This window comes from Campylobacter sp. IFREMER_LSEM_CL1097 (genome assembly GCF_025772225.1).
Taxonomy (GTDB): Bacteria; Campylobacterota; Campylobacteria; order Campylobacterales; family Campylobacteraceae; genus Campylobacter_D; species Campylobacter_D lari_D.
The window spans coordinates 1-23,328 of sequence record NZ_JAKMRT010000003.1 but is presented as its reverse complement, the minus strand read 5'-3'; the positions used below and the strand labels follow the sequence as shown (position 1 = coordinate 23,328).

26 protein-coding genes and 1 pseudogene are annotated in these 23,328 nt (G+C 29.6%); 16 read left to right on the top strand and 11 right to left on the bottom strand.

The window, feature by feature from the left end:
• Positions 1-23: 23 nt before the first annotated feature.
• The 5 genes from flgB (at position 24) to L8W64_RS01615 (ending at position 3,691) form a co-directional block, all read left to right on the top strand.
• Entirely contained in the window at positions 24-455 is a 432-nt protein-coding gene (gene flgB, locus L8W64_RS01635) for a flagellar basal body rod protein FlgB (RefSeq protein WP_263672719.1), read from the top strand.
• A 10-nt stretch (positions 456-465) separates the two neighbouring features.
• The gene (gene flgC / locus L8W64_RS01630) at positions 466-960 is read left to right on the top strand and encodes a flagellar basal body rod protein FlgC (RefSeq protein ID WP_133318691.1); all 495 of its coding nucleotides are present in this window, start codon (positions 466-468) and stop codon (positions 958-960) included.
• A gap of 3 nt (positions 961-963) precedes the next feature.
• Entirely contained in the window at positions 964-1,260 is a 297-nt protein-coding gene (gene fliE / locus L8W64_RS01625; RefSeq protein WP_133318690.1) for a flagellar hook-basal body complex protein FliE, read from the top strand.
• Positions 1,261-1,263: 3 nt separating this feature from the next.
• On the top strand, positions 1,264-3,072 hold the full coding sequence (locus L8W64_RS01620; protein ID WP_263660141.1) for a peptidoglycan D,D-transpeptidase FtsI family protein: 1,809 nt from the start codon (positions 1,264-1,266) through the stop codon (positions 3,070-3,072).
• Between the two features lie 367 nt (positions 3,073-3,439).
• Positions 3,440-3,691 (top strand): BspA family leucine-rich repeat surface protein, encoded by a 252-nt coding sequence (locus L8W64_RS01615; protein ID WP_263672778.1) that lies wholly within the window; start codon positions 3,440-3,442, stop codon positions 3,689-3,691.
• A gap of 8 nt (positions 3,692-3,699) precedes the next feature.
• On the opposite strand, the gene hemH is transcribed toward L8W64_RS01615, so the two are convergent.
• The 3 genes from hemH to L8W64_RS01600 are packed head-to-tail and all read right to left on the bottom strand — an operon-like array spanning position 3,700 to position 6,538.
• Complete coding sequence (gene hemH, locus L8W64_RS01610) at positions 3,700-4,605, bottom strand: ferrochelatase (RefSeq protein WP_263672718.1); 906 nt, start codon at positions 4,603-4,605, stop codon at positions 3,700-3,702.
• A 2-nt stretch (positions 4,606-4,607) separates the two neighbouring features.
• Positions 4,608-5,465 (bottom strand): Gfo/Idh/MocA family protein, encoded by an 858-nt coding sequence (locus L8W64_RS01605; RefSeq protein WP_263672717.1) that lies wholly within the window; start codon positions 5,463-5,465, stop codon positions 4,608-4,610.
• Positions 5,462-6,538, bottom strand: coding sequence for a DegT/DnrJ/EryC1/StrS family aminotransferase (locus L8W64_RS01600; protein ID WP_263672777.1), 1,077 nt, complete (start codon positions 6,536-6,538; stop codon positions 5,462-5,464). The genes L8W64_RS01605 and L8W64_RS01600 overlap by 4 nt, the downstream gene beginning before the upstream one ends.
• Before the next feature lie 108 nt (positions 6,539-6,646).
• On the opposite strand from L8W64_RS01600, the gene alaS reads away from it, so the two are divergent.
• The 5 genes from alaS (at position 6,647) to L8W64_RS01575 (ending at position 13,207) form a co-directional block, all read left to right on the top strand.
• Positions 6,647-9,184: an alanine--tRNA ligase gene (gene alaS, locus L8W64_RS01595; protein WP_263672716.1), complete on the top strand. Its 2,538-nt coding sequence runs from the start codon at positions 6,647-6,649 to the stop codon at positions 9,182-9,184.
• Complete coding sequence (maf, locus tag L8W64_RS01590; protein WP_263661028.1) at positions 9,184-9,726, top strand: septum formation inhibitor Maf; 543 nt, start codon at positions 9,184-9,186, stop codon at positions 9,724-9,726. Before alaS ends, maf begins: the two co-directional genes overlap by 1 nt.
• A complete protein-coding gene (locus tag L8W64_RS01585; protein WP_263661042.1) occupies positions 9,726-11,657 on the top strand; it encodes a PBP1A family penicillin-binding protein in 1,932 nt (643 codons plus the stop codon). The genes maf and L8W64_RS01585 overlap by 1 nt, the downstream gene beginning before the upstream one ends.
• 84 nt (positions 11,658-11,741) lie before the next feature.
• Positions 11,742-12,635, top strand: a complete 894-nt coding sequence (gene msrP / locus L8W64_RS01580) for a protein-methionine-sulfoxide reductase catalytic subunit MsrP (protein WP_220566891.1) — start codon at positions 11,742-11,744, stop codon at positions 12,633-12,635.
• On the top strand, positions 12,635-13,207 hold the full coding sequence (locus L8W64_RS01575; RefSeq protein ID WP_263672715.1) for a sulfite oxidase heme-binding subunit YedZ: 573 nt from the start codon (positions 12,635-12,637) through the stop codon (positions 13,205-13,207). Before msrP ends, L8W64_RS01575 begins: the two co-directional genes overlap by 1 nt.
• Positions 13,208-13,252: 45 nt before the next feature.
• On the opposite strand, the gene L8W64_RS01570 is transcribed toward L8W64_RS01575, so the two are convergent.
• From L8W64_RS01570 to L8W64_RS01555, 4 genes are all read right to left on the bottom strand, one after another.
• Positions 13,253-13,777: a DUF2165 family protein gene (locus L8W64_RS01570; RefSeq protein ID WP_220566893.1), complete on the bottom strand. Its 525-nt coding sequence runs from the start codon at positions 13,775-13,777 to the stop codon at positions 13,253-13,255.
• Between the two features lie 66 nt (positions 13,778-13,843).
• On the bottom strand, positions 13,844-15,964 hold the full coding sequence (locus L8W64_RS01565; protein WP_263672714.1) for a heavy metal translocating P-type ATPase: 2,121 nt from the start codon (positions 15,962-15,964) through the stop codon (positions 13,844-13,846).
• Positions 15,954-16,145 (bottom strand): heavy-metal-associated domain-containing protein, encoded by a 192-nt coding sequence (locus L8W64_RS01560; RefSeq protein WP_263661840.1) that lies wholly within the window; start codon positions 16,143-16,145, stop codon positions 15,954-15,956. The genes L8W64_RS01565 and L8W64_RS01560 overlap by 11 nt, the downstream gene beginning before the upstream one ends.
• Positions 16,146-16,691 carry a GNAT family N-acetyltransferase gene (locus L8W64_RS01555; RefSeq protein WP_263672713.1) on the bottom strand — a complete coding sequence of 182 codons (546 nt, stop codon included), beginning with the start codon at positions 16,689-16,691 and terminating at the stop codon, positions 16,146-16,148. It abuts the gene before it with no gap.
• Positions 16,692-16,771: 80 nt separating this feature from the next.
• Here L8W64_RS01555 and L8W64_RS01550 point away from each other — a divergent pair, with 80 nt between their 5' ends.
• From L8W64_RS01550 to L8W64_RS01525, 6 genes are all read left to right on the top strand, one after another.
• Positions 16,772-17,479 carry a YebC/PmpR family DNA-binding transcriptional regulator gene (locus tag L8W64_RS01550; protein ID WP_039618745.1) on the top strand — a complete coding sequence of 236 codons (708 nt, stop codon included), beginning with the start codon at positions 16,772-16,774 and terminating at the stop codon, positions 17,477-17,479.
• Between the two features lie 9 nt (positions 17,480-17,488).
• Positions 17,489-17,971 carry a peptidylprolyl isomerase gene (locus tag L8W64_RS01545; RefSeq protein ID WP_263672712.1) on the top strand — a complete coding sequence of 161 codons (483 nt, stop codon included), beginning with the start codon at positions 17,489-17,491 and terminating at the stop codon, positions 17,969-17,971.
• Between the two features lie 48 nt (positions 17,972-18,019).
• Positions 18,020-18,448: a trehalose-6-phosphate synthase gene (locus tag L8W64_RS01540; protein ID WP_263659020.1), complete on the top strand. Its 429-nt coding sequence runs from the start codon at positions 18,020-18,022 to the stop codon at positions 18,446-18,448.
• 50 nt (positions 18,449-18,498) lie between these two features.
• Positions 18,499-19,104, top strand: coding sequence for a DedA family protein (locus L8W64_RS01535; RefSeq protein ID WP_263672711.1), 606 nt, complete (start codon positions 18,499-18,501; stop codon positions 19,102-19,104).
• Positions 19,105-19,231: 127 nt separating this feature from the next.
• Positions 19,232-20,008, top strand: a complete 777-nt coding sequence (locus tag L8W64_RS01530; protein WP_220566900.1) for a threonine/serine ThrE exporter family protein — start codon at positions 19,232-19,234, stop codon at positions 20,006-20,008.
• Positions 20,005-20,523 carry a threonine/serine exporter family protein gene (locus tag L8W64_RS01525; protein WP_263672710.1) on the top strand — a complete coding sequence of 173 codons (519 nt, stop codon included), beginning with the start codon at positions 20,005-20,007 and terminating at the stop codon, positions 20,521-20,523. The genes L8W64_RS01530 and L8W64_RS01525 overlap by 4 nt, the downstream gene beginning before the upstream one ends.
• On the opposite strand, the gene argS is transcribed toward L8W64_RS01525, so the two are convergent.
• From argS to L8W64_RS01505, 4 genes and pseudogenes are all read right to left on the bottom strand, one after another.
• A complete protein-coding gene (argS, locus tag L8W64_RS01520; protein WP_263672709.1) occupies positions 20,520-22,115 on the bottom strand; it encodes an arginine--tRNA ligase in 1,596 nt (531 codons plus the stop codon). The genes L8W64_RS01525 and argS overlap by 4 nt on opposite strands.
• A 9-nt stretch (positions 22,116-22,124) precedes the next feature.
• Positions 22,125-22,364, bottom strand: a complete 240-nt coding sequence (locus L8W64_RS01515; protein WP_263671247.1) for a twin-arginine translocase TatA/TatE family subunit — start codon at positions 22,362-22,364, stop codon at positions 22,125-22,127.
• Between the two features lies 1 nt (position 22,365).
• Positions 22,366-22,980: a deoxyguanylate kinase / guanylate kinase gene (locus L8W64_RS01510; protein ID WP_039628617.1), complete on the bottom strand. Its 615-nt coding sequence runs from the start codon at positions 22,978-22,980 to the stop codon at positions 22,366-22,368.
• A pseudogene (locus L8W64_RS01505) lies at positions 22,977-23,328 on the bottom strand (hypothetical protein); the annotation flags it as partial. The gene L8W64_RS01510 and the pseudogene L8W64_RS01505, both read right to left, overlap by 4 nt.

Genomic DNA, 23,328 nt, shown 5'->3' with positions numbered 1-23,328 from the left:
AGCTTTATTTTAAAGGAAAAATTATGATAAGCCCTTTTAAGTCAAAAGAACTTATTGTTGATGCCTTAGCAGGAAGAAACCTAAGAAGTCAAATGATTAATTCTAACCTTGCAAATGTTGATACTCCTTTTTATAAAGCAAGAGATATAGAATTTGAAACTGCTTTAGTTAATAGAGCAAATGAAATTTTCAAAAAAAAAGATACTAAAGAGCTTGAATTAGCAAGCACAAATACAAATCATCAAAAACCTTGGAAATTTCCAGATCCTAATAAATCAACTATTTATTTAAGAGATGGGCATTTGGCAAGAAATGACGCAAATACAGTAGATCTTGATGTAGAAACTACTGAAATGAGCAAAAATACTATGATGATTTCTGCTTTAGATAGTGTTTTAAGAAGACAAAGTAATATTTTTTCAACCATCATAGAAACAAGCTCTAAATTAGGCTAGGAGAAAAATAATGGCTTATTTAAGTGATTTTGATATTAGTGGATATGGACTTAGTGCTCAACGCTTTAGAATGAACGTAATTAGCTCAAATATAGCTAATGCTAATACTACTAGAACAGCAGAAGGTGGTCCATATAGAAGAAGAGAAGTGATTTTTAAAGCAACTGATTTTAACGAATTGCTAAACAAGCAAATAGCTAAAGATAATAATTTTTTAGAATATGAAAATCCTTTAAACGATCCTGCTTCACAAAAAGATGCAAAACCTGCTATAATGAGCGTAGTAGTTGATAAAGTTGTAAGAGATGATAAAGATTTTCGTATGAAATTTGACCCATCTCATCCAGATGCGAATGAACAAGGTTATGTTGCTTATCCAAATATAAATCCTGTTATTGAAATGGCCGATTTAATAGAAGCAACAAGAGCTTATCAAGCTAATGTAAGTGCCTTTACTAGCACCAAAACTATAGCACAAAGTGCGATAGATTTACTAAGAGGTTAATAAATGAACACTATTAATGGTATAAATCAATTTAACAATGTTAATAACAAAAACAATAATAACAACACAAGCAACATAGGAGATGAGTTTTCGAGTTTATTAAAAAATTCCATCAACGATCTTAATAAAACTCAAGAAACCGCCGAAGCTGCTATGGTAGACATTGCAACAGGCGAAGTCAAAGACTTACATCAAGCTGCAATTGCGATTAGCAAAGCTGAATCAAGTATGAAATTTATGCTTGAAGTTAGAAATAAGGCTATAAACGCATATAAAGAAATTTCAAGAACCCAAATTTAATATATGCTTTCAAACACCATTAGAAATAGGGTTTCAAAAGTAGCTTTTGCTTTTTGTATGGCTCTGTTTTTTATGGCCTTATTTTTACTTTCTACTTTTTTTCTAACCTCAAAACGCCATATACCAAATACTCAAAAAGAACAATATTTTTCCGCTCTTAGAGGCAATATCATCACAAGCGATAATTTTACCGTAACTTCTAGTAGGCAAATTTATAGAGCTGAAATTGATCTAAGGAGCTTGAATCCTGATAAAAAGGATTTGTTTTTAACTCTTTTTCAAATTTATAGTGGCGCAAGTGATGAACAAATGCAAGATATAAAAAAAAGAATGCTTGCAAAGAAAAAAAGAAGTTATAATTTTATTTTACTCCAAGATATTAACTCAAAAGATGCAAGTTATTTAAAAGAACTAGCTAAAAAACTTTATACTCAAGGTTTTTTTAAATCCTTCACAAATAATAATGGCAGAGTGGAGACAAGAGGGCTTGATATTATAGAACACAAAGAAGATCGTGTATATATGCCAAAAGATTCACTTACTCCAATCATAGGCTACACAAGAACTTATATGGATGAGCAAAGTGAAATTTTTAAAAATGTCGGCATAAAAGGTTTGGAAAAATACTATAATGAATGTTTAAATCCTTTGCAAAATGCTAAAATTCAAGGTTTAAGAGATATAGGTGGTAATATCATCTTGAATTTGCATTCTTATGAACAACGCAAAATAGATGGTTGTAATTTATACTTAAATATTTCCTTAAAACTTCAAAAAGGTTTAGAAAAAGCTATCGATAAAAGAAATGAAGATCTAAAAGCCAATGAAATTATAGTTGCCATCATGGAAAGTAAAAGCGGAAAAATTCTAGCACTTGCTAGCTCAAGAAGATATGATCCGCAAAATCGCGGAAAAGATCTATCTGTACTCAATGCAAGTGCCATAGAATATGGCTATGAAGCAGGATCTGTTATAAAACCTTTTATATTTACCACTGCATTAATGCTTGATAAAATCAAAGTTGATGAAATCATTGATACTCAAGGTGGACAATACAAACTTGGTCGTTTTACTATACGCGACGATCACAAAAAAAACAAAATGAGCATGGAAGAAGTTATTACTTACTCTTCAAATGTCGGTATGATTAAAATTGCCCAAAGATTAAGTAATCTTGAAATCATCTCAGGACTTAGAATTTTTCGTTTTGGAGAAAAAAGCGGTATTGATCTTCCTTATGAGCAAAAAGGAGAAATACCAAATCCAAAAAGATTAAGAGAAGTTGAAAAATCTGTATTAAGTTATGGTTATGGCTTGAAAACAACTTTTATACAACTTTTAGCTGCTTATAATGTATTTAACAATGATGGAATTTACATCACCCCACAAATTGCAAATAAAATTTATCAAGATGGGCGTTTAATAAAACTTGATGATGAAGTTAAAAAAGAAAAAATTCTTTCAAGCAAAGCTGCCAAAGAAATGCAGCAAATTTTAATTAATGTTATAGAAAAAGGAACCGGTAAAAAAGCACGAACTCAAGGTATCATTATAGGTGGAAAAACGGGTACAGCTAGGATTGCTGAAAGAAAAGGCTATACTTCAAATCGCTATAATGCCTCGTTTTTTGGCTTTGCAAATGATGAGAAAAATACCTATACCATTGGAGTTTTAGTAAGACATCCTACCAAAGCTTATAGTTATTATGCCGCACAAAGTGCTTTACCTATGTTTAAAGATACAGTAAATCTTTTGATTAAAGAAAGTTATTTAAAACCCATAGAAAGCAAAAACAATGACATTAAAAAATAAAATTACAATAATAATCTTTTTTTATATTGATTTTTTGTTTCGCTTATTTAAAGTATTGGGTTCTATTATTTATAACTTTACTTGTGTTTTTAGTTATATTGTATTTACTCAAACTGCAATCAAAAAAGATAATCCACAAACCAAAAACAAAAGAAACTCTTAAATATTTGATACTATCAGATATTCCGCTTAAAAATATAGATACAAGTTTAATTCAAGATATGAGCTATTTATTTAGTAATATTAGTGAAGAAAAATTTATAGGTATAAAAACTTGAGATACAAACAATGTTGATAACATGGAAGGAGTGTTTTTAGGATATAAGATCCAACAAGCTCTAAATAACTACAACAAAAAAGCTTAAAAATTCATTGCTGGGATGTTTCAAATGTATTATGGATGGAATATGCATTTTTTTGTGAATCTATTTTCAAAATTCCTTTTTCAAAAACTCCAAAATTTAATCAAGATTTAAACAATTGGAATATTGATAGTGTTATAAGCACACAAAGTATGTTTAGTGGATGTATAAATTTCAATCAAAAACTATCAAACTGGAATTTAAAAAATATCCCGAGAAAAAAATATATGTTTTTTAATACCGCTATAAAACATTAATATAAAAACTATATTTTTACTTGATTTAAAATAAACTCTATAAACTCATCACTATCATTAGGACATTTAATAAGCTCATAATCGCTTTTTGCTAAGTGCCTATATTCAACTCCAAGCTCAAAAATCGTTTCAGAGCAATCTATACAAAAAGATATAGGATAAATCAAAGCTTTTTGATCTAAACTTTCTAAAATATCACTTGTGTTAGGCTCAAGCCATTTAACTGGACCTAGTTTTGATTGATATGATAAAACGATTTGGTCAAATTTATTTTTAAGTTTTCCTTTTAAAATATCCACATGCTCTTGCACATGTTTTTCATACAAATCACCTTTTTTAATCACTGAAAGCGGTAAAGAATGCGCAGAAAAAATCAAAGTTTTATAATCGTATTCTCTCTTTTTTTCTAAAATATGCTTTATAATCATTTCATTATAAAGTTCATCTTTATAAAAAACATCAATGATTTTTACATTAACTTGGTTTTGGATATTTCTTAGCTCATTTTCCACTACTTCTAAAGAACTAGTTACAGTGGTTTTAGAATGATGAGGATACAAAGGAAATAAAATAATTTCGTCATTTTGCTTAAAATCATATTTTGAAAAAACCTCATTTGCAAAAGGTGGTACATAAAGACTAATAAAATCGAATTTATATTCTCTAGTTTTAGAATTTAATTTATCACATAAACTTTGTGTGATTTGAGTAAGTGGGGATTTCCCACCCATTTTTTCATAGTTTTGTTTCATAGCTTTTAATCTTGATTTTCTTATTATAAAAGCTACAAATTTTCTTAAAAAAACATTTTTTATCCCTAAAATATAAGGATCATTAAACATATTTTTTAAAAAAACTTCACACTCGTCAAGTTTATTAACCCCGCCCATATTTAAAAAAAAGACATATTTCACTATCAAACACCTTCTAAAATTTCTTGTACCCTCAAAGCATCTTCAATGCTAGCCAAATTTTCGCAAACCCCATTTTGTAAAAACTCAAAAAAAGCCTCATGCTCAGCATATAAAGGAGAATTTTTATATAAATTTGGAATTTTTTGCATATTAATAAAAAGTTCAAAATTTTTAAGATCAAGTTCATAAGTATGTTTTTTACCTAAAAGTGTGATCTTTCTTATAATGCATTGTCCATTCCAACTATCATGGATATTTGCTAAAATATTTTCCAATTTTAAACCTATCATTACCTCATCTTCAAATTTATCATGATGAAAGCTTTTATAAATATTTGCTTTTAAAATTTGTTCTTGACTTAAAAATCTAACTAAGTCAATATCATGCACACTAAGATCACTTAAAACACCCACATCATTTATTCTTTGCGGATAAGGAGAAATTCTTTGTATGTTAATACTTATAATCTCATCTTCTAAAAGTTTTTCTTTTAAAGTTAAAATAGCCGGATTAAATCTCTCACAAAAGCCCACCCCTACTCTGACTTTATTTTCTCTAGCTTTTTGCTCTAAAATTAAAATTTCATCTACATTTAATGCCAAAGGCTTTTCTATTAAAACATTTTTTATTTTAGGAAAAACCTTTAAAGCTATATCTAAATGCGTATGAGTAGGCGTGGCAATGATAACACCATTAAGATTTTGTGCTAAAAAATCATCAAAATTTTTATGAAAAAAGTGTTTAAATTTATCTTTACAGAAAGGATCATAAAGATGAATTTCTTTTACTTTTAAATTACGCTCGAGTTCTCTTAAATGGTTTTTACCCATTTTACCAAGGCCTATAAGCCCTATTTTCATTTAAAAGCCTCAATCACTCTAATTTGGTGTTCTTCTTTTAAAAACGCACTCATAGGTAAGGATAAAATTTCATCACTTAATAGCTCTGTATTTGGCAAATCACCTTTTTTATAAGCAAGATAATCGAAAGCTTCTTGCAAATGAAGCCCCAAAGGATAATGCACCGCAGTAGGTATACCTTGCTCTTGTAATTTTTGCATGAATTTTTCTCTATTCTTTACACGCACGCTATATTGAGCCCAAGCACTCACAAAATCATCTTTTCTTGGCGGTAAAATACAATTTTTTAAATTTTCATCATAAACTTTTGCTATTACTTCTCTTTTTTTAATCTCTTCATCTAAGTATTTTAATTTCACATTTAAAACAGCCGCTTGGATGGTATCAAGCCTTCCATTAATACCGATGTATTTATGCTTATATCTTTGCACTTGTCCATGATTTAAATAAATTTTTATTTTTTGCGCTAATTCATCATCTTGGGTAAAAATCGCCCCGCCATCTCCATAAGCACCTAAAGGCTTAGACGGAAAAAAGCTTGTGCAAGATATATCAGCTATAACACATGATTTTATACCTTTTTGACTAGCTCCAAAACTTTGTGCGCTATCTTCTATCAAAGCGATGTTTTGACTTTTACAAAGTTCTTTTAAAGCAAACATATCAGGCATAAGCCCAAAAATACTCACAGCAATTACAGCTTTAGTTTTAGGCGTGATAGCACTTTGAACTTTTTCTAAACTAAGATTATAATCTTTAAAATCAATATCTACAAAAACGGGCTTAGCGCCGATTAGAGCAACCATTTCAGCTGTAGCTATAAAGGTAAAACTTGGTACTATTACCTCATCATTTTTACCCACGCCCAAAGCCATCAAGGCTAAAAATAACGCACTTGTGCCACTTGAACAACCTATTGCGTGTTTAATACCTGCATATTTAGCTAAATTGTTTTCAAATTCTTCTAATTTTGCACCACCTATAAAAGAAGCGCTTTGTAAAACTTCACCAATAGCCTCATCGATTTCATTTTTATAAGCATTATATTGAGCATTTAAGTCTATAAAAGGAATTTTCATTATATTAACCTTATAAATTTAAAATCATGATTATAAGATAGTTTTACTTAATTTAAAGTATTTTTGGTATTATTTTAAACAAAAAACTAGCTAGGAAAATCTATGGATATAAGAAAAGAATATTTAGAATTTTTTAAGTCAAAAGGACATGAAATCACTCCTTCAAGCCCTTTGGTGCCTGATGATGCAACTTTACTTTTTACTAATGCAGGTATGGTACCTTTTAAAAGCATATTTACCGGAGAAGTACCACGCCCTAATCCTCCGCGTAAAACAAGCTGTCAAACTTGTATAAGAGCTGGTGGAAAACATAATGACTTAGACAATGTAGGCTATACGGCAAGACATCATACTTTCTTTGAAATGCTTGGGAATTTTAGTTTTGGAGATTATTTTAAAGCACAAGCCATTGCTTATGCTTGGGAATTCGTAACTGAAGTTTTAAAATTACCTAAAGAAAGATTATATGTAACCGTTCATGAAAGTGATGATGAAGCATATGAGCTTTGGCAAAAACATATAGAAAAAGAAAGAATTTATAAATTTGGCGATAAAGATAATTTCTGGCAAATGGGCGATACTGGACCATGTGGACCTTGTAGTGAAATTTTTTATGATCAAGGCGCTGAGCATTTTAATTCTAGCGAAGATTATATGGGTGGAGATGGAGATAGGTTCTTAGAAATTTGGAACCTAGTTTTTATGCAGTATGAAAGAAGTGCAGATGGAACGCTTACTCCATTACCAAAACCAAGTATTGATACAGGCATGGGGCTTGAAAGAGTTAGTGCTATAAAAGAAGGAAAATTTAGTAATTTTGATAGTTCTTTGTTTATGCCTATTATTGAGAGTATTGCAAAACTTTGCGGTAAAACTTATACTTATGAAAGCGGAGCTAGTTATAGAGTAATTGCTGATCATATAAGATCAAGTGTATTTTTACTTGCTCAAGGAATTGGCTTTGATAAAGAAGGCAGGGGCTATGTTTTAAGAAGAATTATGCGTCGTGCCTTAAGACATGGATATTTGTTAGGTCTTAAAAGAGCTTTTATGCATGAGCTTGTAGATGTAGTTTGTGAGTTAATGGGTGGGCATTATACTTACTTAAATGAAAAAAAAGAATTTATTAAAGAACAAATCAAACTAGAAGAAGAAAGATTTTTAAGCACTATTGAAAATGGTATAGAAATTTTTAATGAAGAACTTAAAAAAACTAAAGATATTTTTAGCGGTGAAGTAGCTTTTAAACTTTATGATACTTATGGTTTTCCGCTTGATTTAACCCAAGATATGCTAAGAGAAAAAAATCTTAGTATAGATGAGGCTAAATTCAATGAGCTTATGCAAGAACAAAAAGATAGAGCTAAGGCTTCTTGGAAAGGAAGTGGGGATAAAGCAGTTAGCGGGGACTTTAAAGTTTTATTAGAAAAATTTGGCAAAAATACTTTTAGTGGTTATGAAAATTATGAAGAAAAAACTAAAATCATGGCTATTTTGGATGAAAATTTTAAAATCATAACCGAAACTAAGGCAGGAGATATAGCGTGGTTAATGCTTGAAAAAACTCCATTTTACGCAACAAGTGGAGGGCAAAGTGCTGATATAGGTTTTATCAATGAAAATGAGGTTTTAGATACACAAAAATTCTTTGATATTAATCTTAGTCAAGTGAAATTAAAACAAGATCTTAAAACAAACGATGAAGTGTTAGCTTGCATAGATACTAAAAAAAGAGAACAAATTGCTAGACATCATAGTGCGACACATTTATTACACCATGCTTTAAGAGAAAATCTTGGCTCACACATTAGCCAAGCAGGCTCTTTAGTAGAACACAATAAATTAAGATTTGACTTTACTCATCCAAAAGCTCTAAATAAAGAAGAATTAAAGCAAATAGAAGCTTTAGTAAACACTTACATCATACAAGCAAATGAAGCTAAAATTGAAATTTTAGCTTTAGATGAAGCTAAAAAAAGCGGTGCAATAGCTTTATTTAGTGAAAAATATCAAGAAAAAGTAAGAGTTTTAACCCTAGGAGCTAGCAAAGAGCTTTGCGGTGGTACTCATGTGAAAAATAGCTCTGAAATAGGAAGTTTTTACATCATCAAAGAAAGTGGTGTTAGTGCTGGGGTTAGAAGGATAGAAGCGGTGGTAAGTAAAGCTGCACTTGATTATGTTAGTGAAAATTTAAAAGAGCTTAATCAAGCCAAAGAAGAATTAAAAACTCAAGATATTTTAGGCTATGTAGCAAAATTAAAAAATGAAATAGTCAGTTTAAAAAATGAATTAAAAAATTCAAACAAAACAGAATTAAACTCTAAAGAACTAAATGGCATTCAATATTGTGTACAAAAAATAGATAGTGGTGATATAAAAACTATGATAGATGAGTTTAAAAATAAATTTAACAAAGCTGTAATTTTACTTTTACAAGAAAAAAAAGGTAAGATTATCATAGCAGCAGGTGTTAAAGACGCTTCATTAAAAGCTGGCGTTTTAGTAAAAGAAATTGCACAAATACTTGGTGGAAACGGTGGCGGTAGAGATGATTTTGCAACAGCTGGCGGTAAAGATACAAGTAAAATAGAACAAGCACTTGATCATGCTAGAAAAATCATAGAAGAAAGTCTTGCTTAATGCTTTATTTAGCTTCAAGTTCGCCTTCACGCGTTGCTTTATTAAAAGAAGCAAATATCGCTTTTGAGCAAATTATTATCGATTATGATGAGAGTTTAATAAAAAAAGATAATCCAAGCTCTTATGTGCAAAAAATTGTTTTAGAAAAAGAAAGACAATTTTTTACAAAATATCCTGACTTAAAAAATGTTTTATTTGCTGATAGTATAGTTTGTACTCAAAATATCATTCTTACTAAAGCTAAAAGCGACAATGAGGCTTTTAATATGCTCAATTTGCAAAGTGGCAAAAGCATTAGCGTTTTAAGCGCGATGATTTTAGTTTTAGAAGATAAAAAGATTTCTAATCTTAGCAAGTGTGATTTGATTTTGGATAAATTTGATTTAAAAGATATGCAAGAATACATTGATTCAAAACTTTATCAAGGTAAAGCCGGTGCTGTGATGTGTGAGGGATTTCATAAAAAATATATTAAAAAAATCATAGGCCATCAAAGTACAGCACTAGGGCTTAATATAGAACTTTTGAAAGCATTTTTATGATAAAAATTTTAAAAATATTTCTTTCTTTTTGTATAGTATGTATGGTTGGAGTTTTTATATTTATTGCATATTTGTTTTCTGATTCTGATTTAAATCAATACACCTTTAAAGATTACAAACCGCCTCTTACAACACAAATTTTTGATAAAAATGGAAAATTAGTTGCAAATGTTTTCGAGCAACACCGCTTTTATGCTCCTTACGAAGAACTTCCACCAAGACTTATAGAAGCTTTGGTAGCCATTGAAGATACTAGCTTTTTTGAACATGGTGGGGTTAATATAGATGCAATTTTTAGAGCAGCTATTAAAATCATAAGAAGCGGTGGAAAAACTATGGAAGGAGCTTCCACTCTTACTCAACAATTCATAAAAAATACAGAATTAACTCCTGAGCGTACTTTGAGCAGAAAGCTAAAAGAAGCTTTGCTTGCATATAAGATAGAAAATACTTTAACTAAAGAGCAAATTTTAGAAAGATATTTAAATTTCATCTTCTTTGGACATGGATATTATGGAGTAAAAACTGCTGCGCTTGGGTATTTTAGAAAAAATTTAGATGAGCTTAGCTTAAAAGAAATTGCCATTTTAGTAGGTATGCCAAAGGCTCCAAGTACTTATGATCCTACCAGACATTTAGATCTTTCTTTAGCTAGAGCAAACAGCGTAGTACAAAGGATGTATAATCTTGGTTGGATTTCTAAAGAAGAGTATGAAAATGCCTTAAAAGAAATTCCAAAAGTATATGATGATACCTTAACGCAAAATGCAGCTCCTTATGTTACTCAAGAAGTTTTAAAACAACTAAGTGGGATTAAAGACTTAAAAAGTGGTGGCTATAAAATAGAGCTTGCCATTGATCTTGATGTGCAAAATATTGCAAGAGAAGCCTTAAAATTTGGCTATGATGAAATAGTTAAAAGAGATAAAGATGCAAATTTAAGCACACTCAATGGAGCTATGATAGTAGCAAATCATCAAAATGGAGACATTTTAGCCTTAATTGGTGGAGTAAATTACACAAAAAGTAATTTCAACCGCGCTACTCAAAGCTTAAGACAACCAGGGAGTTCTTTTAAGCCTTTCTTATATCAAATTGCCATTGACATGGGCTATTCTCCTATGAGTAAGGTTGCTGATATTTCAAGAATTTTTGAAAGTACTAAAAAAGATGAGAAAGATTGGAAACCTAAAAATTATGGTGGAAAATTTCTAGGACTCATAAGTTTAAAAGAAGCGCTAACTGGCTCAAGAAACCTAGCTACCATAAATTTAGCTCTTGCCCTAGGACTTGATGTAATCCACGATAAGCTTCAATTTATGGGCTTTGAAAACATACCAGTTGATTTATCTATAGTTTTGGGTAGCTTTGGAATTTCCATTTATGATTATGCTAAACTTTACACGGTATTTGGAAACTATGGTGTGCAAAAAGACTTATTACTCATTAAAAGAGTAATCGATAAAAATGGTAAAATAGTAGTAGAATTTAATTCCGGAGAAAGAAAAATCAGCGAACCTGAACAAGCCTTTTTAGTCAATGATATGATGCAAAATGTTGTAAAAAAAGGCACTGGGCGTAATGCTAGAGTAGAAGGGATTGAAATAGCTGGAAAAACAGGCACTTCAAATAAAAGCATTGATGCGTGGTTTTGTGGCTTAACTCCTGAAATAGAAGCTATCATTTGGTATGGAAATGATGATAATAAGCCTATGAAACAAATAGAAGGTGGGGCAAGAACTGCTGCGCCGGTTTTTAAAGAATTTTTAACAAAATACTTAGAACTTTATCCTGATAGCGCTAGAAAATTTATCATCCCAAAAGGGGTTTATCAAGGAATTTATGAAAAACAAAGAGAGTACTACACCAATACTTCTCCATTTCCAAAAAACAACCCTGCTCTATCTGAAAATAATGAGGTAATTTTTTAAAAATATTTTTTATAAAATAATAAAAATTATCCTTCTATTTTCCTTTATATGTTTTAATATCACAAAATATATAAAGGATGCTTCATGAATATCACAAACGAACAATTATATAACAAAAGACGCCATTTTTTAAAACTAGGTGCTGGAGCTTTAGTTAGTTCAGCTTTAGTTCAATCTGAATTAATGGCATTAAATTTCTTTCCTGATCCTAACAATGAAAAATTAAATTTAAGTGAAGAAAAAATTGCAACTAATTATGTTAATTTTTATGAATTTTCTACTGATAAAAAAAGAGCTGTTGAGCTTGCAAAAAATTTCAACACAAATGGTTGGAAAATAGAAGTTAGCGGGGAAGTTGAAGAACCTTTGACTTTAACTATGCAAGATTTATTGGCTTTTCCATTAGAAGAGAGAATTTATAGATTTCGCTGCGTTGAAACTTGGTCCATGGTGGTGCCTTGGGTTGGTTTTGAATTGCGTGCTTTAATAGAAAAATGTAAAGTTAAAAGTGAAGCTAAATTTATAAAATTTACCACTCTTTTTGATAAAAATCAATTTGCCGATCAAGCCTCATTTTTTCCAACTCTTGATTATCCTTATGTAGAAGGCTTAAGATTAGATGAGGCTATGCACCCACTAACACTTATGGCCGTGGGCATGTATAAAAAGCCTTTATTAGGACAAAATGGAGCACCGATTCGCCTTGTAGTTCCATGGAAGTATGGCTTTAAAAGTATAAAATCTATTGTAAAAATAGAATTTACCAAAGAACAACCTAAAACCACATGGGAGTTAGCAAACCCTAGAGAATATGGATTTTATGCTAATGTTAATCCAAATGTCTCTCACCCAAGATGGTCTCAAGCAAATGAGCGTCCTTTGGGAGATTTTTTCACTAAGCCTACACAGATGTTTAATGGCTATGAAAAAGAAGTAGCGCATTTGTATAAAGATATGGATTTAAAGGTTAATTTTTAATGAGCAAAAAAGTTTATAATATCAGTGGATTTTTAGCTTTTGTTTTAAGTATTGTTTTTAGTGTTTATCAAATCATGCAAGAATTTGATATTGTAAAATCTGTATATTTTTATAGTGGTGTATTTGGCTTAATCTTTTTTGGATTAAGCCTATTTTTTTCACTTTTAAAGTATAAACACACAAAAGATTACCCTAAATTTTTAGGTTTTTATGCATTTTTTTGGGCTTTGATTCACTTTTTTAATTACTTTGCTTTTAGTAAAAATTTAGATTTAATGCTTTTTTTCAAAGATACTTTTAGTAAAAATTTAGAATTTAGTGGTTTTATAAGCTTTTTCATACTCACACTTATGTTTATAAGCTCATTTAAGCTTTTTAAAAAATTAAGCAAGATAAGAAAATTTGGCTATTTTTGCTTTTTACTAGTATCTTGGCATTATTTTTTATCTGCAAAAATACCGCAAATTCCACATTTTTTAGCACTGAGTCTAGCTTTAATTTTTTTGTTTTTTAAATTATGGAATAATTACAAAAAAAGAAGAAATAAATATTTACAAGCTCAATTATTATAAAAACATTTTATATTTTCCACAAACCCTCAACAGAGAGTTTGTGATTTAATCATCGTTTTTAATACTAATATAAACTAATGCTAAAAGCATATAGGTTACTAATCTAGTAGCATCAGGCAAACCATTCCAAGTTTTACTCATCCACATGCCAAACCACTCTGCAGCCACCACTTGAAAACCAAAAAACCATAACAAACAACAACAAGTTAAAGCAATGATTCCAAATTTTTTAGCTTCATGGAAAGTTTTTGCATCTAAATTTCTTGCTTTAAACATATCTAAAGCACCTTTTAAAGCAGTCAGCATAATAAAAGCTTCAAAACAAATAATAAAGATATAGGCAATATGATGGATCGTAGAATTTGTAATAGCCCTATAAATAATAGCATTACCTAAATAATCAGGCTTAGTATCCATACTCATAACATGTTTTACAAACTGAAAATTTGAATTATAATCAGTTATATTACCAAAAACAACAATAGCAGCCAAAGAGGCAACAGTAAGCAAGATAATCATTTTAGAATATCTTATTACACTCATCATAGAAAAACTACAATTGCAATTCATTAAATACTCCTTTTTGTTAAAATTATATTAATATAATATAACAAATATTAAATAAAACTGAAATATCTAACGCAATCTCAAAGAATTGACTACAACCGTTACCGAACTAAAACACATTGCTAAAGCTGCCAAATGCGGACTAAGACTTATAAATGGCACAAGACCTGCCGCAATGGGAATACATAAAGCATTGTAGACAAAAGCCCAAAAAAGATTAAGTTTGATGATATTTTTAGTTCTTTGAGAAAGCTCAAAACAATAAGCTATTAAAGATAAATCATCTTTTATCAAAATCAAATCTCCGCTTTTTTTAGCAAGCTCACTTGCTTTAGAAAAACTTATGCTTGCGCTAGCTAAATTTAAAGCAGGAGCATCATTGATACCATCTCCTATAAAAAGAACTTTTTCTTTTTTGATTTTTTCTTTTATGAAATCAAGTTTTTGCTCAGGTTTTAAATCAGAATAATATTCATCAACATTAAGTTCATTTACTATTTTAGTAACACTTTTTTTATTATCACCACTTAAAATAATACTTTTTATACCTTTTTGTTTTAAATTTGCTATCAAATTTTTAGCTTCGTTTTTAAGTTCATTTTTTAAACAAACCCCGCCAAGACAAATATTATTTTTTGCAAAATACAAACATATAGGTGCTTGATCTTCAAATTCTTGCAAAAATTGCTTACTTTTTTGTATATCAACACTATTTTCAAGCATTAATTTCTCATTGCCTATTAAATATTTATCTTCATTTTCCTCATAAAGCAAACCACTACCCACTAAAACACTTAATTTTCCTTGTAAATTTAAATTTATATTCAATTCTTTAATAAAAGCCTTTGCAATAGGATGTGAGCTTAAATTTTCAATTTGGGTGAGTTTTTGAAAATCTTCTTGAGTTAGATTATACTTATAAATACTTAAATCATCTTGGCTTAAAGTGCCTGTTTTATCAAAAATAGCAAGTTTTATACTAGCTAAATTCTCTAATACCGCTGGATTTTTTACTAAGATAAAATTTCTTGCACCATTTGCTAAAGCACTCACTATGGCTATAGGAGTTGCTAAACCCAAAGCACAAGGACAAGAGATTAAAAGCGTGGCACAAGCATGTAAAAATGCTGCGTTGACTCCTTCTTTAAAATACCAAAAAACAAACACAAAAAGTGATAAAATAATAATACAAGCTACGAAATAAGCTGAAATTTTATTAGCTAAATTTGCTAAAGGTGTTTTGATATTGCCTGCTTTAAAAACAAGATCTTTAATTTGTTCTAATGAGCTTTCAATCGCCTTTTTACTAGCTTTAATCTTTAAGCTTCCATTAATCAACACACTTCCTGCTAGAATTTCATCATTTTGCTTTTTCAAAAGTGGTAAAAATTCTCCTGTTAAAAAACTCACATCAACCTCAGCCTCGCCTGCTATAATTACCCCATCAGCAACAACGCTTTCACCCTCTTTCACTAAAATCACATCATTTTCTTTTACAAAAGCACTAGGTATGCTTTTTATACTTGCATCTTCTAAGATTATATTAGCTTTTTTAATATCTATATTTTTTAATTTGTTTTGATATTCTAAGGATTTAAATTTAGCCTTTTCTTCTAAGTATTTACCTAATAGAACAAAGCTTACAATCATCGCTCCGCCACTAAAATACAAATAACCATCTTTACTAAATACCTCAAAATACACAAAAAAAGAATATATAAAAGAAGTAAAAGCACCTAAGGATATTAAGGTATTCATATCTAAATTTTTATGCCTTAATCCTTTAAGAGCGTGGATAAAAAAACCTTTTCCGCAATAAAAAATCGCTATCATAGATAAAAACATTTGAATTAAAGCAGAAACATTTCCTTGAACAAACATTTCAAAATACATCACAATAGAGCTTAAAATTATACTCATAATAAGCTTTGTTTTCATATTTTTAAGCTCTTTGAGTTTAAATTCGTATAAATTTTGCTCTTCTTGTAATATTTCAAAACCCAAAGCCTTAATTTTTTCTTTGATCTTTGCTTCTAAAGATAAATCTTTAAGCAAAAACACTCCACTAGAATTGACATAAGAAACACTTACATCTTCTACTCCATCAATTTTTGCACAAACTTTTTCTATAGCATTAGAGCAATTAACACAAGTCATATTGCCTATTTTTAACTTTAACTCATGCTTCATCTATCTCAAAACCTAAATCTTGCAATTGTTTTTTAAACTCTTCAACTTGCTCTGCTTTTAAATCAATCTCTATGCTTTTATTTTCAACACTTATTTGCATAGCACCAAATTCATCTTCCAATGAAGCTTTGATTAAATTTACACAACTTTGACAATTAATATTTTTAGTTTTTATAATCATTTATTCTCCTTTTTCTCTGTATTCATATTTATGAGCGTGAAAAATTTTATTTTTTATAAATTTAAAACCCATTTTTTCATAAAGCATTTTTGCATTTATATTTTCATCTTCTACGATTAATGAAAGTTTTTTATCATTTTTCAAAGCTTCATCGAAGGCATATTCAATCAATTTCTTAGCAATACCTTTCCCTCTTGCCTTTTCATCCACGCAAATACTATCTAAATAAAACTCATTATCACATTCTTTTAAAACTTTTTCATTAATTCCTAAAAATTCTAAATGCTCATTTAAAGGCTTATCTAGCTCATCTGCCAAAGCCCCATCATAAAAACAAATCGCGCCTAAAATTTCATTATCTTCTTCATAAACATATATATTTTCATAGCTTAAACGATTATTTTCTTGAGTGAAGAAATTTTCTAAAACCTCTATGGCTTTTTGATGATCATTATAGCCACTAAGTTTATATATAAAATGATCCATTGCCAAAGCAAGCAATTGTATGCATTTTTTAACATCATCTTTCCTAGCTTTTCTGATCACTCTTTTGCTCCTTTAAAATCAAATTTAGACTTCTTAGTTTATACTTTTAACTTTAAAACAATATAAGAAAGAGAGAATTTATGGGAAGAGCGTTTGAATATCGCAGAGCCTCTAAAGAAGCAAGATGGGATAAAATGAGCAAACTTTTTCCAAAACTTGCAAAGGCTATACAAGTAGCAGCAAAAGAAGGCGGAGCTGATCCTGATATGAACCCAAAGCTTCGTAGTGCCATAGCTACTGCAAAAGCTAATAATATGCCAAAAGACAATATCGATGCAGCTATTAAAAGAGCAAGTGGAAAAGATAGTGCTGATATTAAAAATATCCACTATGAGGGAAAAGCAGCACATGGGGCTTTAATCATTGTTGAGTGTATGAGTGATAATCCTACACGCACAGTGGCTAATGTAAAAGCAATTTTTAGCAAAAATGGTGGAGAAATTTTGCAAAATGGCTCTTTGACTTTTATGTTTTCACACAAAGCTGTTTTTCATCTTGAAAAATATGATGGAGATTTAGAAGAACTTGAACTTGAACTCATTGATGCAGGACTTGAAGAACTTGAGCAAAATGAAGAGGAATTACTAATTATAGGTGATTACACTGCTTTTGGTGAGCTTAGTAATGCCATAGAAAAAAAAGGCTTAGTGCTTAAAAAAGCAGGACTTGAATATCTTGCTAATAACCCCGTAAGCTTTAGCGAAGAGCAACTTCTTGATATTGAAAAATTGCTTGATAAATTAGAAGATGATGATGATGTACAAGCAGTTTATACCAACATAGAATAGGAGCAAAAAATGCTTAAAAAAATCGACATAAAAGATGCAAAAAAATACAATTTTGCTATCATTAGCACCGAAAAAGGTGATATGAAATTAGAATTATTTCCCGATGAAGCACCACAAACTGTGTGTAATTTTGCTAATTTAGCTAATGAAGGTTTTTATGATGAGCTTGTTTTTCACCGTGTGATTCCAAATTTTGTAATACAAGGTGGTTGTCCTTATGGTATAGGTTCAGGTGGTCCTGGTTATGAGATAGAATGTGAATGTGGCGATCAAAAACACAAACATTTAAGAGGTAGTTTATCTATGGCTCATGCTGGTAGAGATACAGGTGGTTCACAATTTTTTATTTGTCACAGCCCACAGCCTCATTTAGATGGAGTGCATACTATTTTTGGACAAATCAATCCTGAAGACAAAGAAAGTTTAGAAGTACTAGATAGCATTAGAGCAGGAGATAAAATCAAAACTATCCAAATTTTAGAAAAACTTTAATTTTACATCTCCTTAAAATTGTGCTATGATTTTTTAAGGAGATTAGTTATGCATTTTATTTTTATTTGTATTCATCTTATCTGTGCTATATTTTTTATAGCCTATGTATTTTTTGATGTTTGTGTTTATTGCTTTGCTTATAAACACGAAAGCAAAGAAGATTGCGATAAAATTAAAAAAGCCTATGCCAAATCAAGTATTTTTATTTTTGCTAGTATTTTTATCTTACTTTTATTGAGTGGTTTTTATCTTTTAAGTTTTTATGAATTTAATTCTTTTTGGGATTTTTTTGCAAGCAATTTTGGAGTATTTTTATTTATCAAGCTTTTGCTACTAATAACAATGTTAGCTTTAACTTGTTATTCTTTGTTTTTTATAAGAATTTTAAAAAGAAAAGATCCTTTAAAATCTCACTTGATTGCTTTGATTTTATGTATTTTAATAGTCATTTGTGCAAAAGCCATGCTATATTTTTAAAACATTAAAACTAAATTTATATCATTAGTTTAAAAAATTAAAGGGTATTTATGCTTGGTGATATTATAGATTTTTTACTTACTCTTACAAAAGATTGGGGTTACTGGGGGATTATCTTTCTTATGTTTATAGAAAGCTCCTTTTTTCCTTTTCCTAGTGAAGTAGTGATGATACCTGCTGGATATTTAGCTCATCAAAACGAACTTAACTTTTGGTTATGTCTACTTTGTGGGACTTTTGGAGCTCTTTTGGGTGCTTTATTAAATTATTACTTATGTTATTTTTTAGGGCGTAATGTTATTTTAAAAATATGTAAATATTTTGGAGTTAATGAAACAAAATTTGCTCAGTTTGAAGCCTTTTTCAATAAACATGGTGAAATATCAACATTTAGCGGTAGATTAATCCCTGGATTGCGTCAATACATTTCTTTACCTGCTGGACTTGCAAGAATGAATTTGAAAAAATTTATATTTTATACTAGTTTAGGAGCTGGAATTTGGTGTTTAATTTTACTTATATTAGGTTATATTTTAGGTAAAAATGAAGACTTACTTAAAGAATATCTACATTTTGTTATTATTGCTTGTATTATTTTTATAAGTATGCTTTTAGCTATCTATATTTATATACAAAAAAAGAAAAATCACACTTAATTTTTTTTAACTTCCTTAAATTACCTAGTGCATACATTTTTAATATTTTTACAAAAATATTTTAAATTTATAAGATTTTATATTTTAATTTTGATAAAATCTTTAAAAACTATTTTAAAGAATATTTATGCAAAAACCATCAATTCAAAATTTAACTAATTTTTTAATCGAATATATTAGCGTTTTTCTAAGTGCAGGAACTTACACAGCAAGAGTAGCAAAATGCGTTGGAAGGATAGCTAATGCGTATGGTTATGAAATTAATATGAATTTTTTCTTTCATCATACTACGCTAAATATTTTTGATAAAGATGATAACTCTATACAAAGAACCTACATCATACCTAACAAACACAATCATATTAATTTTAAACTTATTTTAGAACTTAGTGCATTAAGTTGGCAAATTCATGATCATAAATACAACCTAGAAGAAGCTAAAATTTCTCTTTTAAAACTCAAACAAACCAAAAGAAATCCTTTTTTAGCTAATTTATTTTTAGTTTCAGCAGCAAATTCGGCCTTTTGTAAGCTATTTGGGGGAGATTTTTATGGATGTTTATTTGTATTTTTAGCTACTTTAGTGGGTTTTAGTTTGAGAGTTTTACTCACTAGAATAAAAATTGATTTAAGAATTCAATATATTTTTTGCTCTTTTTTATCTTCTTTTATTGTGTTTTTTGGAGTGGATTTAAAGCTTATACAAGAAGCAAATATTGCTTTGGGTTCTAGTATCTTGTATTTAATACCTGGAGTTTATTTTATAAACTCAATTATAGATATTTTAAAAGATCACATACTTATGGGTTTTAGTCGTATTATTAGTGTGGCGATATTGGTATGCTGTATTGCTATTGGAATTTATACCACTCTTAGCATTAGTGACTTTGGAATTTTAAGATGATTGATTATTCTTCTATACTTTGGGATATGTTTTTTGCAGCTTTAACAGGATTTGGTTTTGCTTATGTGTGTAATCCACCCTTTAAAACACTCATACTCTCAGCCATATTAGCCGCTATAGCGCATAGTATGCGTTTTACTCTAATGGGATATTTTGGCTTTCAAACTTTAGCTATTGCGACCTTTATAGCTTCTTTTAGCATAGGTTGTCTTGGTTTGTTTTTGGCTAAGATTTTTAAAACACCTGCTGAAATTATAGCTTTTCCTGCTCTTATCCCTATGATACCCGGAATTTACGCATACAAAGCTATATTGTATTTGATTTCTTTTATACGCTCAGAGGATATTGGCGAAAAAACTAATTTTTTGATTCATTTTTTTGATTATTTCTTTACAACACTTTCGGTAACATTAGCTCTAGCAGTAGGAGTAAGCATAACCTTGCTTTTATTTTTTGAACAAAGCTTTATGATGACAAGAAGTATTAAAAAAAGCAAAAATCACGATCAAAATTAATCGTGATTCATTTTATTCTTTGCCTCTATTCCCATGAGTGCAAAAGCTGTTTTAATACTCAAGGCACATATGGCAAAAAGTTTTAAAAGCTCATCTTCATTGCTTGAGCCAACAACTTTATTTTCATTATAAAATTTATGAAATAAAGAGGCTAAATTTTTTAAATAATCAGGAATTTTTTGCAAGGCTCTTGATTCGAATGCATCATTAAGTACTGCTTTTAAATTTAAGCTTTCAAACAAAAGATTCATACCATCTTCATTTAAACTCTCAAATTTAGCATATATAACATCATTTACACTCTTACCTGCTTTGGCAAATACTTGATGAATTCTCGCATGAGCATAATTAATATAATACACAGGATTAGAGCTATCTTCTTTTTTAAACTCATCTACATCAAATTCCAAATGCGTATCACATTTTTTGCTGATAAAAATATATCTTAGCACATCACTACCAAGTTCTTCTAAAACATCACCCATTAAAATGAAATTTCCTGCTCTTTTACTCATCTTATAAGGCTCGCCATTTTTTAACAATGAAACCATTTGTGCTAAGATAATTTCAAGATTTTGACTATCATGACCTAAAAATTCCATAGCAGCTTTCATTCTAGCTATATAGCCGTGATGATCAGCCCCCCATATATTGATACACTTATCATAACCACGGCTCATTTTATCTTTATGATAAACTATATCAGCAGCTAAATAAGTTCCTTCTCCATCATCTTTAATAATCACACGATCTTTCTCATCGCCTTTAGCACTTGATGCAAGCCATATTTTACCATCTTGCTCATAAGTTCCACCATGCTCTTTTAAGGCTTTTAAAGTATTTTCTAATTCATTATAATAACTTGTTTCACTCACATAAGCATCAATAAATATCTTAGCATCAGCTAAATTTTTCTTGATAATTTTAAGCATTTTATCTTTAGCCCAAAGTGCTAATTGCGGAATGTTTTCTTCTACAAAGAAATCTTTTTCAAATTCAGCAAAAGCCTCTTTTGCTACATCTACGATATATTCACCTTTATAATACTCATCAGGATATTGAACTTGCTCTTTTAAACAATGCTCTTTCACTGCAAGTAATATAGAAAGACCTAAAAGATAAATTTGATTACCCGCATCATTGACATAATACTCTGTATCAAATTTATATCCTAAATGCCTAGCAACCCTAGTTAAAGTATCGCCAAAAATAGCTCCTCTAGCATGTCCTATGTGTAAAGGCCCTGTTGGATTTGCACTCACATACTCAAGTAAAAAACTCTGCTCTTTTTTATCATCTTTTGCAAAATTCTCACTATCACTCAAAGCTTGTGTAGCTAAAGAATTTAAAAAAGCTCTTGAAAGCTTAAAATTTACATAACCATTTAAAGCCTCTACACTTTCAAAACAATCACAATCTTTTAACTTAGCAACAATATCATTAGCAATTATCATAGGGTTTTGCCTTAATTCTTTGGCTAAAGAAAAAGCCAAAGGTGTAGCAAAGTGAGCTAGATTTTTATTCTTAGGATTTTCTAAGATAAAATCTCTTCCTAGTTTTTCTTTAATTTCTTTATAAACTAAAGTTTTCAATGTTTTGCCTTAAGCTTTTTTTACTTCTTCATTGTTTTCTTTTACAAGCACATCTTTTTCATTGATTTTTTCAATTTTTTGTGCATCTTCTTGAACGATTTTTTTATCATCATCAGTATTCATTTCATCTTTAAAAGTTTTAATACCTTTTCCTAAACCTTTAGCAAGCTCTGGAATTTTTTTTGCACCAAAAAGTAACACCACAATAAGTAATATAATCAACCATTGAGTTCCGCTTGGCATATGCATTTTATTCTCCTTTATTCCATTGAATTTGAATTTGTTTTAAATCATGTTTTGTACTTTTTAATTTTGAAGCTTCAAAAACTGCTTCTAACTCCCTATAGCTTTTTTCAAGATCATCATTTATGATTAAAAAATCATATCGATCTAAATAAGCCATTTCATCACTAGCATTTTCTAATCTTTTGCTAATATCTTCTATTTTATCAGTATTTCGCTTAAGCAATCTTTTTTCAAGTTCTTTTTTATTTTTGGTTGTAATAAAGACAGAAGTAATATATTCAGGCATTTTTTCTTTAGCTATACAAAAACCTTGCACATCAATATCAAAAACGACACTTTTACCCTCTTGCAATGCTTTTTTTACAGGGATTAACGAAGTGCCATAATAATTTTTATGCACCAAAGCCCATTCTAAAAAATCACCTTTTTCTATGCCTTGTTTAAATTCTTCTTCACTGATAAAAAAATAATCTACTCCATTTTTTTCATTTTCTCTAGGAGCTCTTGTTGTACTAGAAATAGAAAAATAAATATTATCTTTTTCTTTAAAAAGTCTTTGAAGCAAGGTACTCTTACCTGCTCCACTTGGCCCTGAGATGATTAAAATTTGACCACTCAATGTTTATCCTCATCAAAGCTTATATTAATGTTTATATTCATTTTCATACCTTTTAAGGCTGCTTTTAAAGTATCATCAGTAATACTCGAAGTAATAGTTTGAGCTATACTTTTACTAAGTTCATTTACCATTTCATCTTCTTGTAAATCTTCTGCTTTTTCTTTAGTATTTACCTTGCCCTCTTCTTTCTTTTCTATAATAGCTGGAGTAAGCTCTTCACCTAAAGCTAACATAATATCATTTTCATTTAAATTTGCAAACTCATCTTGTGTATCATCTAAAATTGCGCCCATATTTTCCTCTATATTTTCCTCTATATTTTCCTCTATATTTTCCTCTATATTTTCC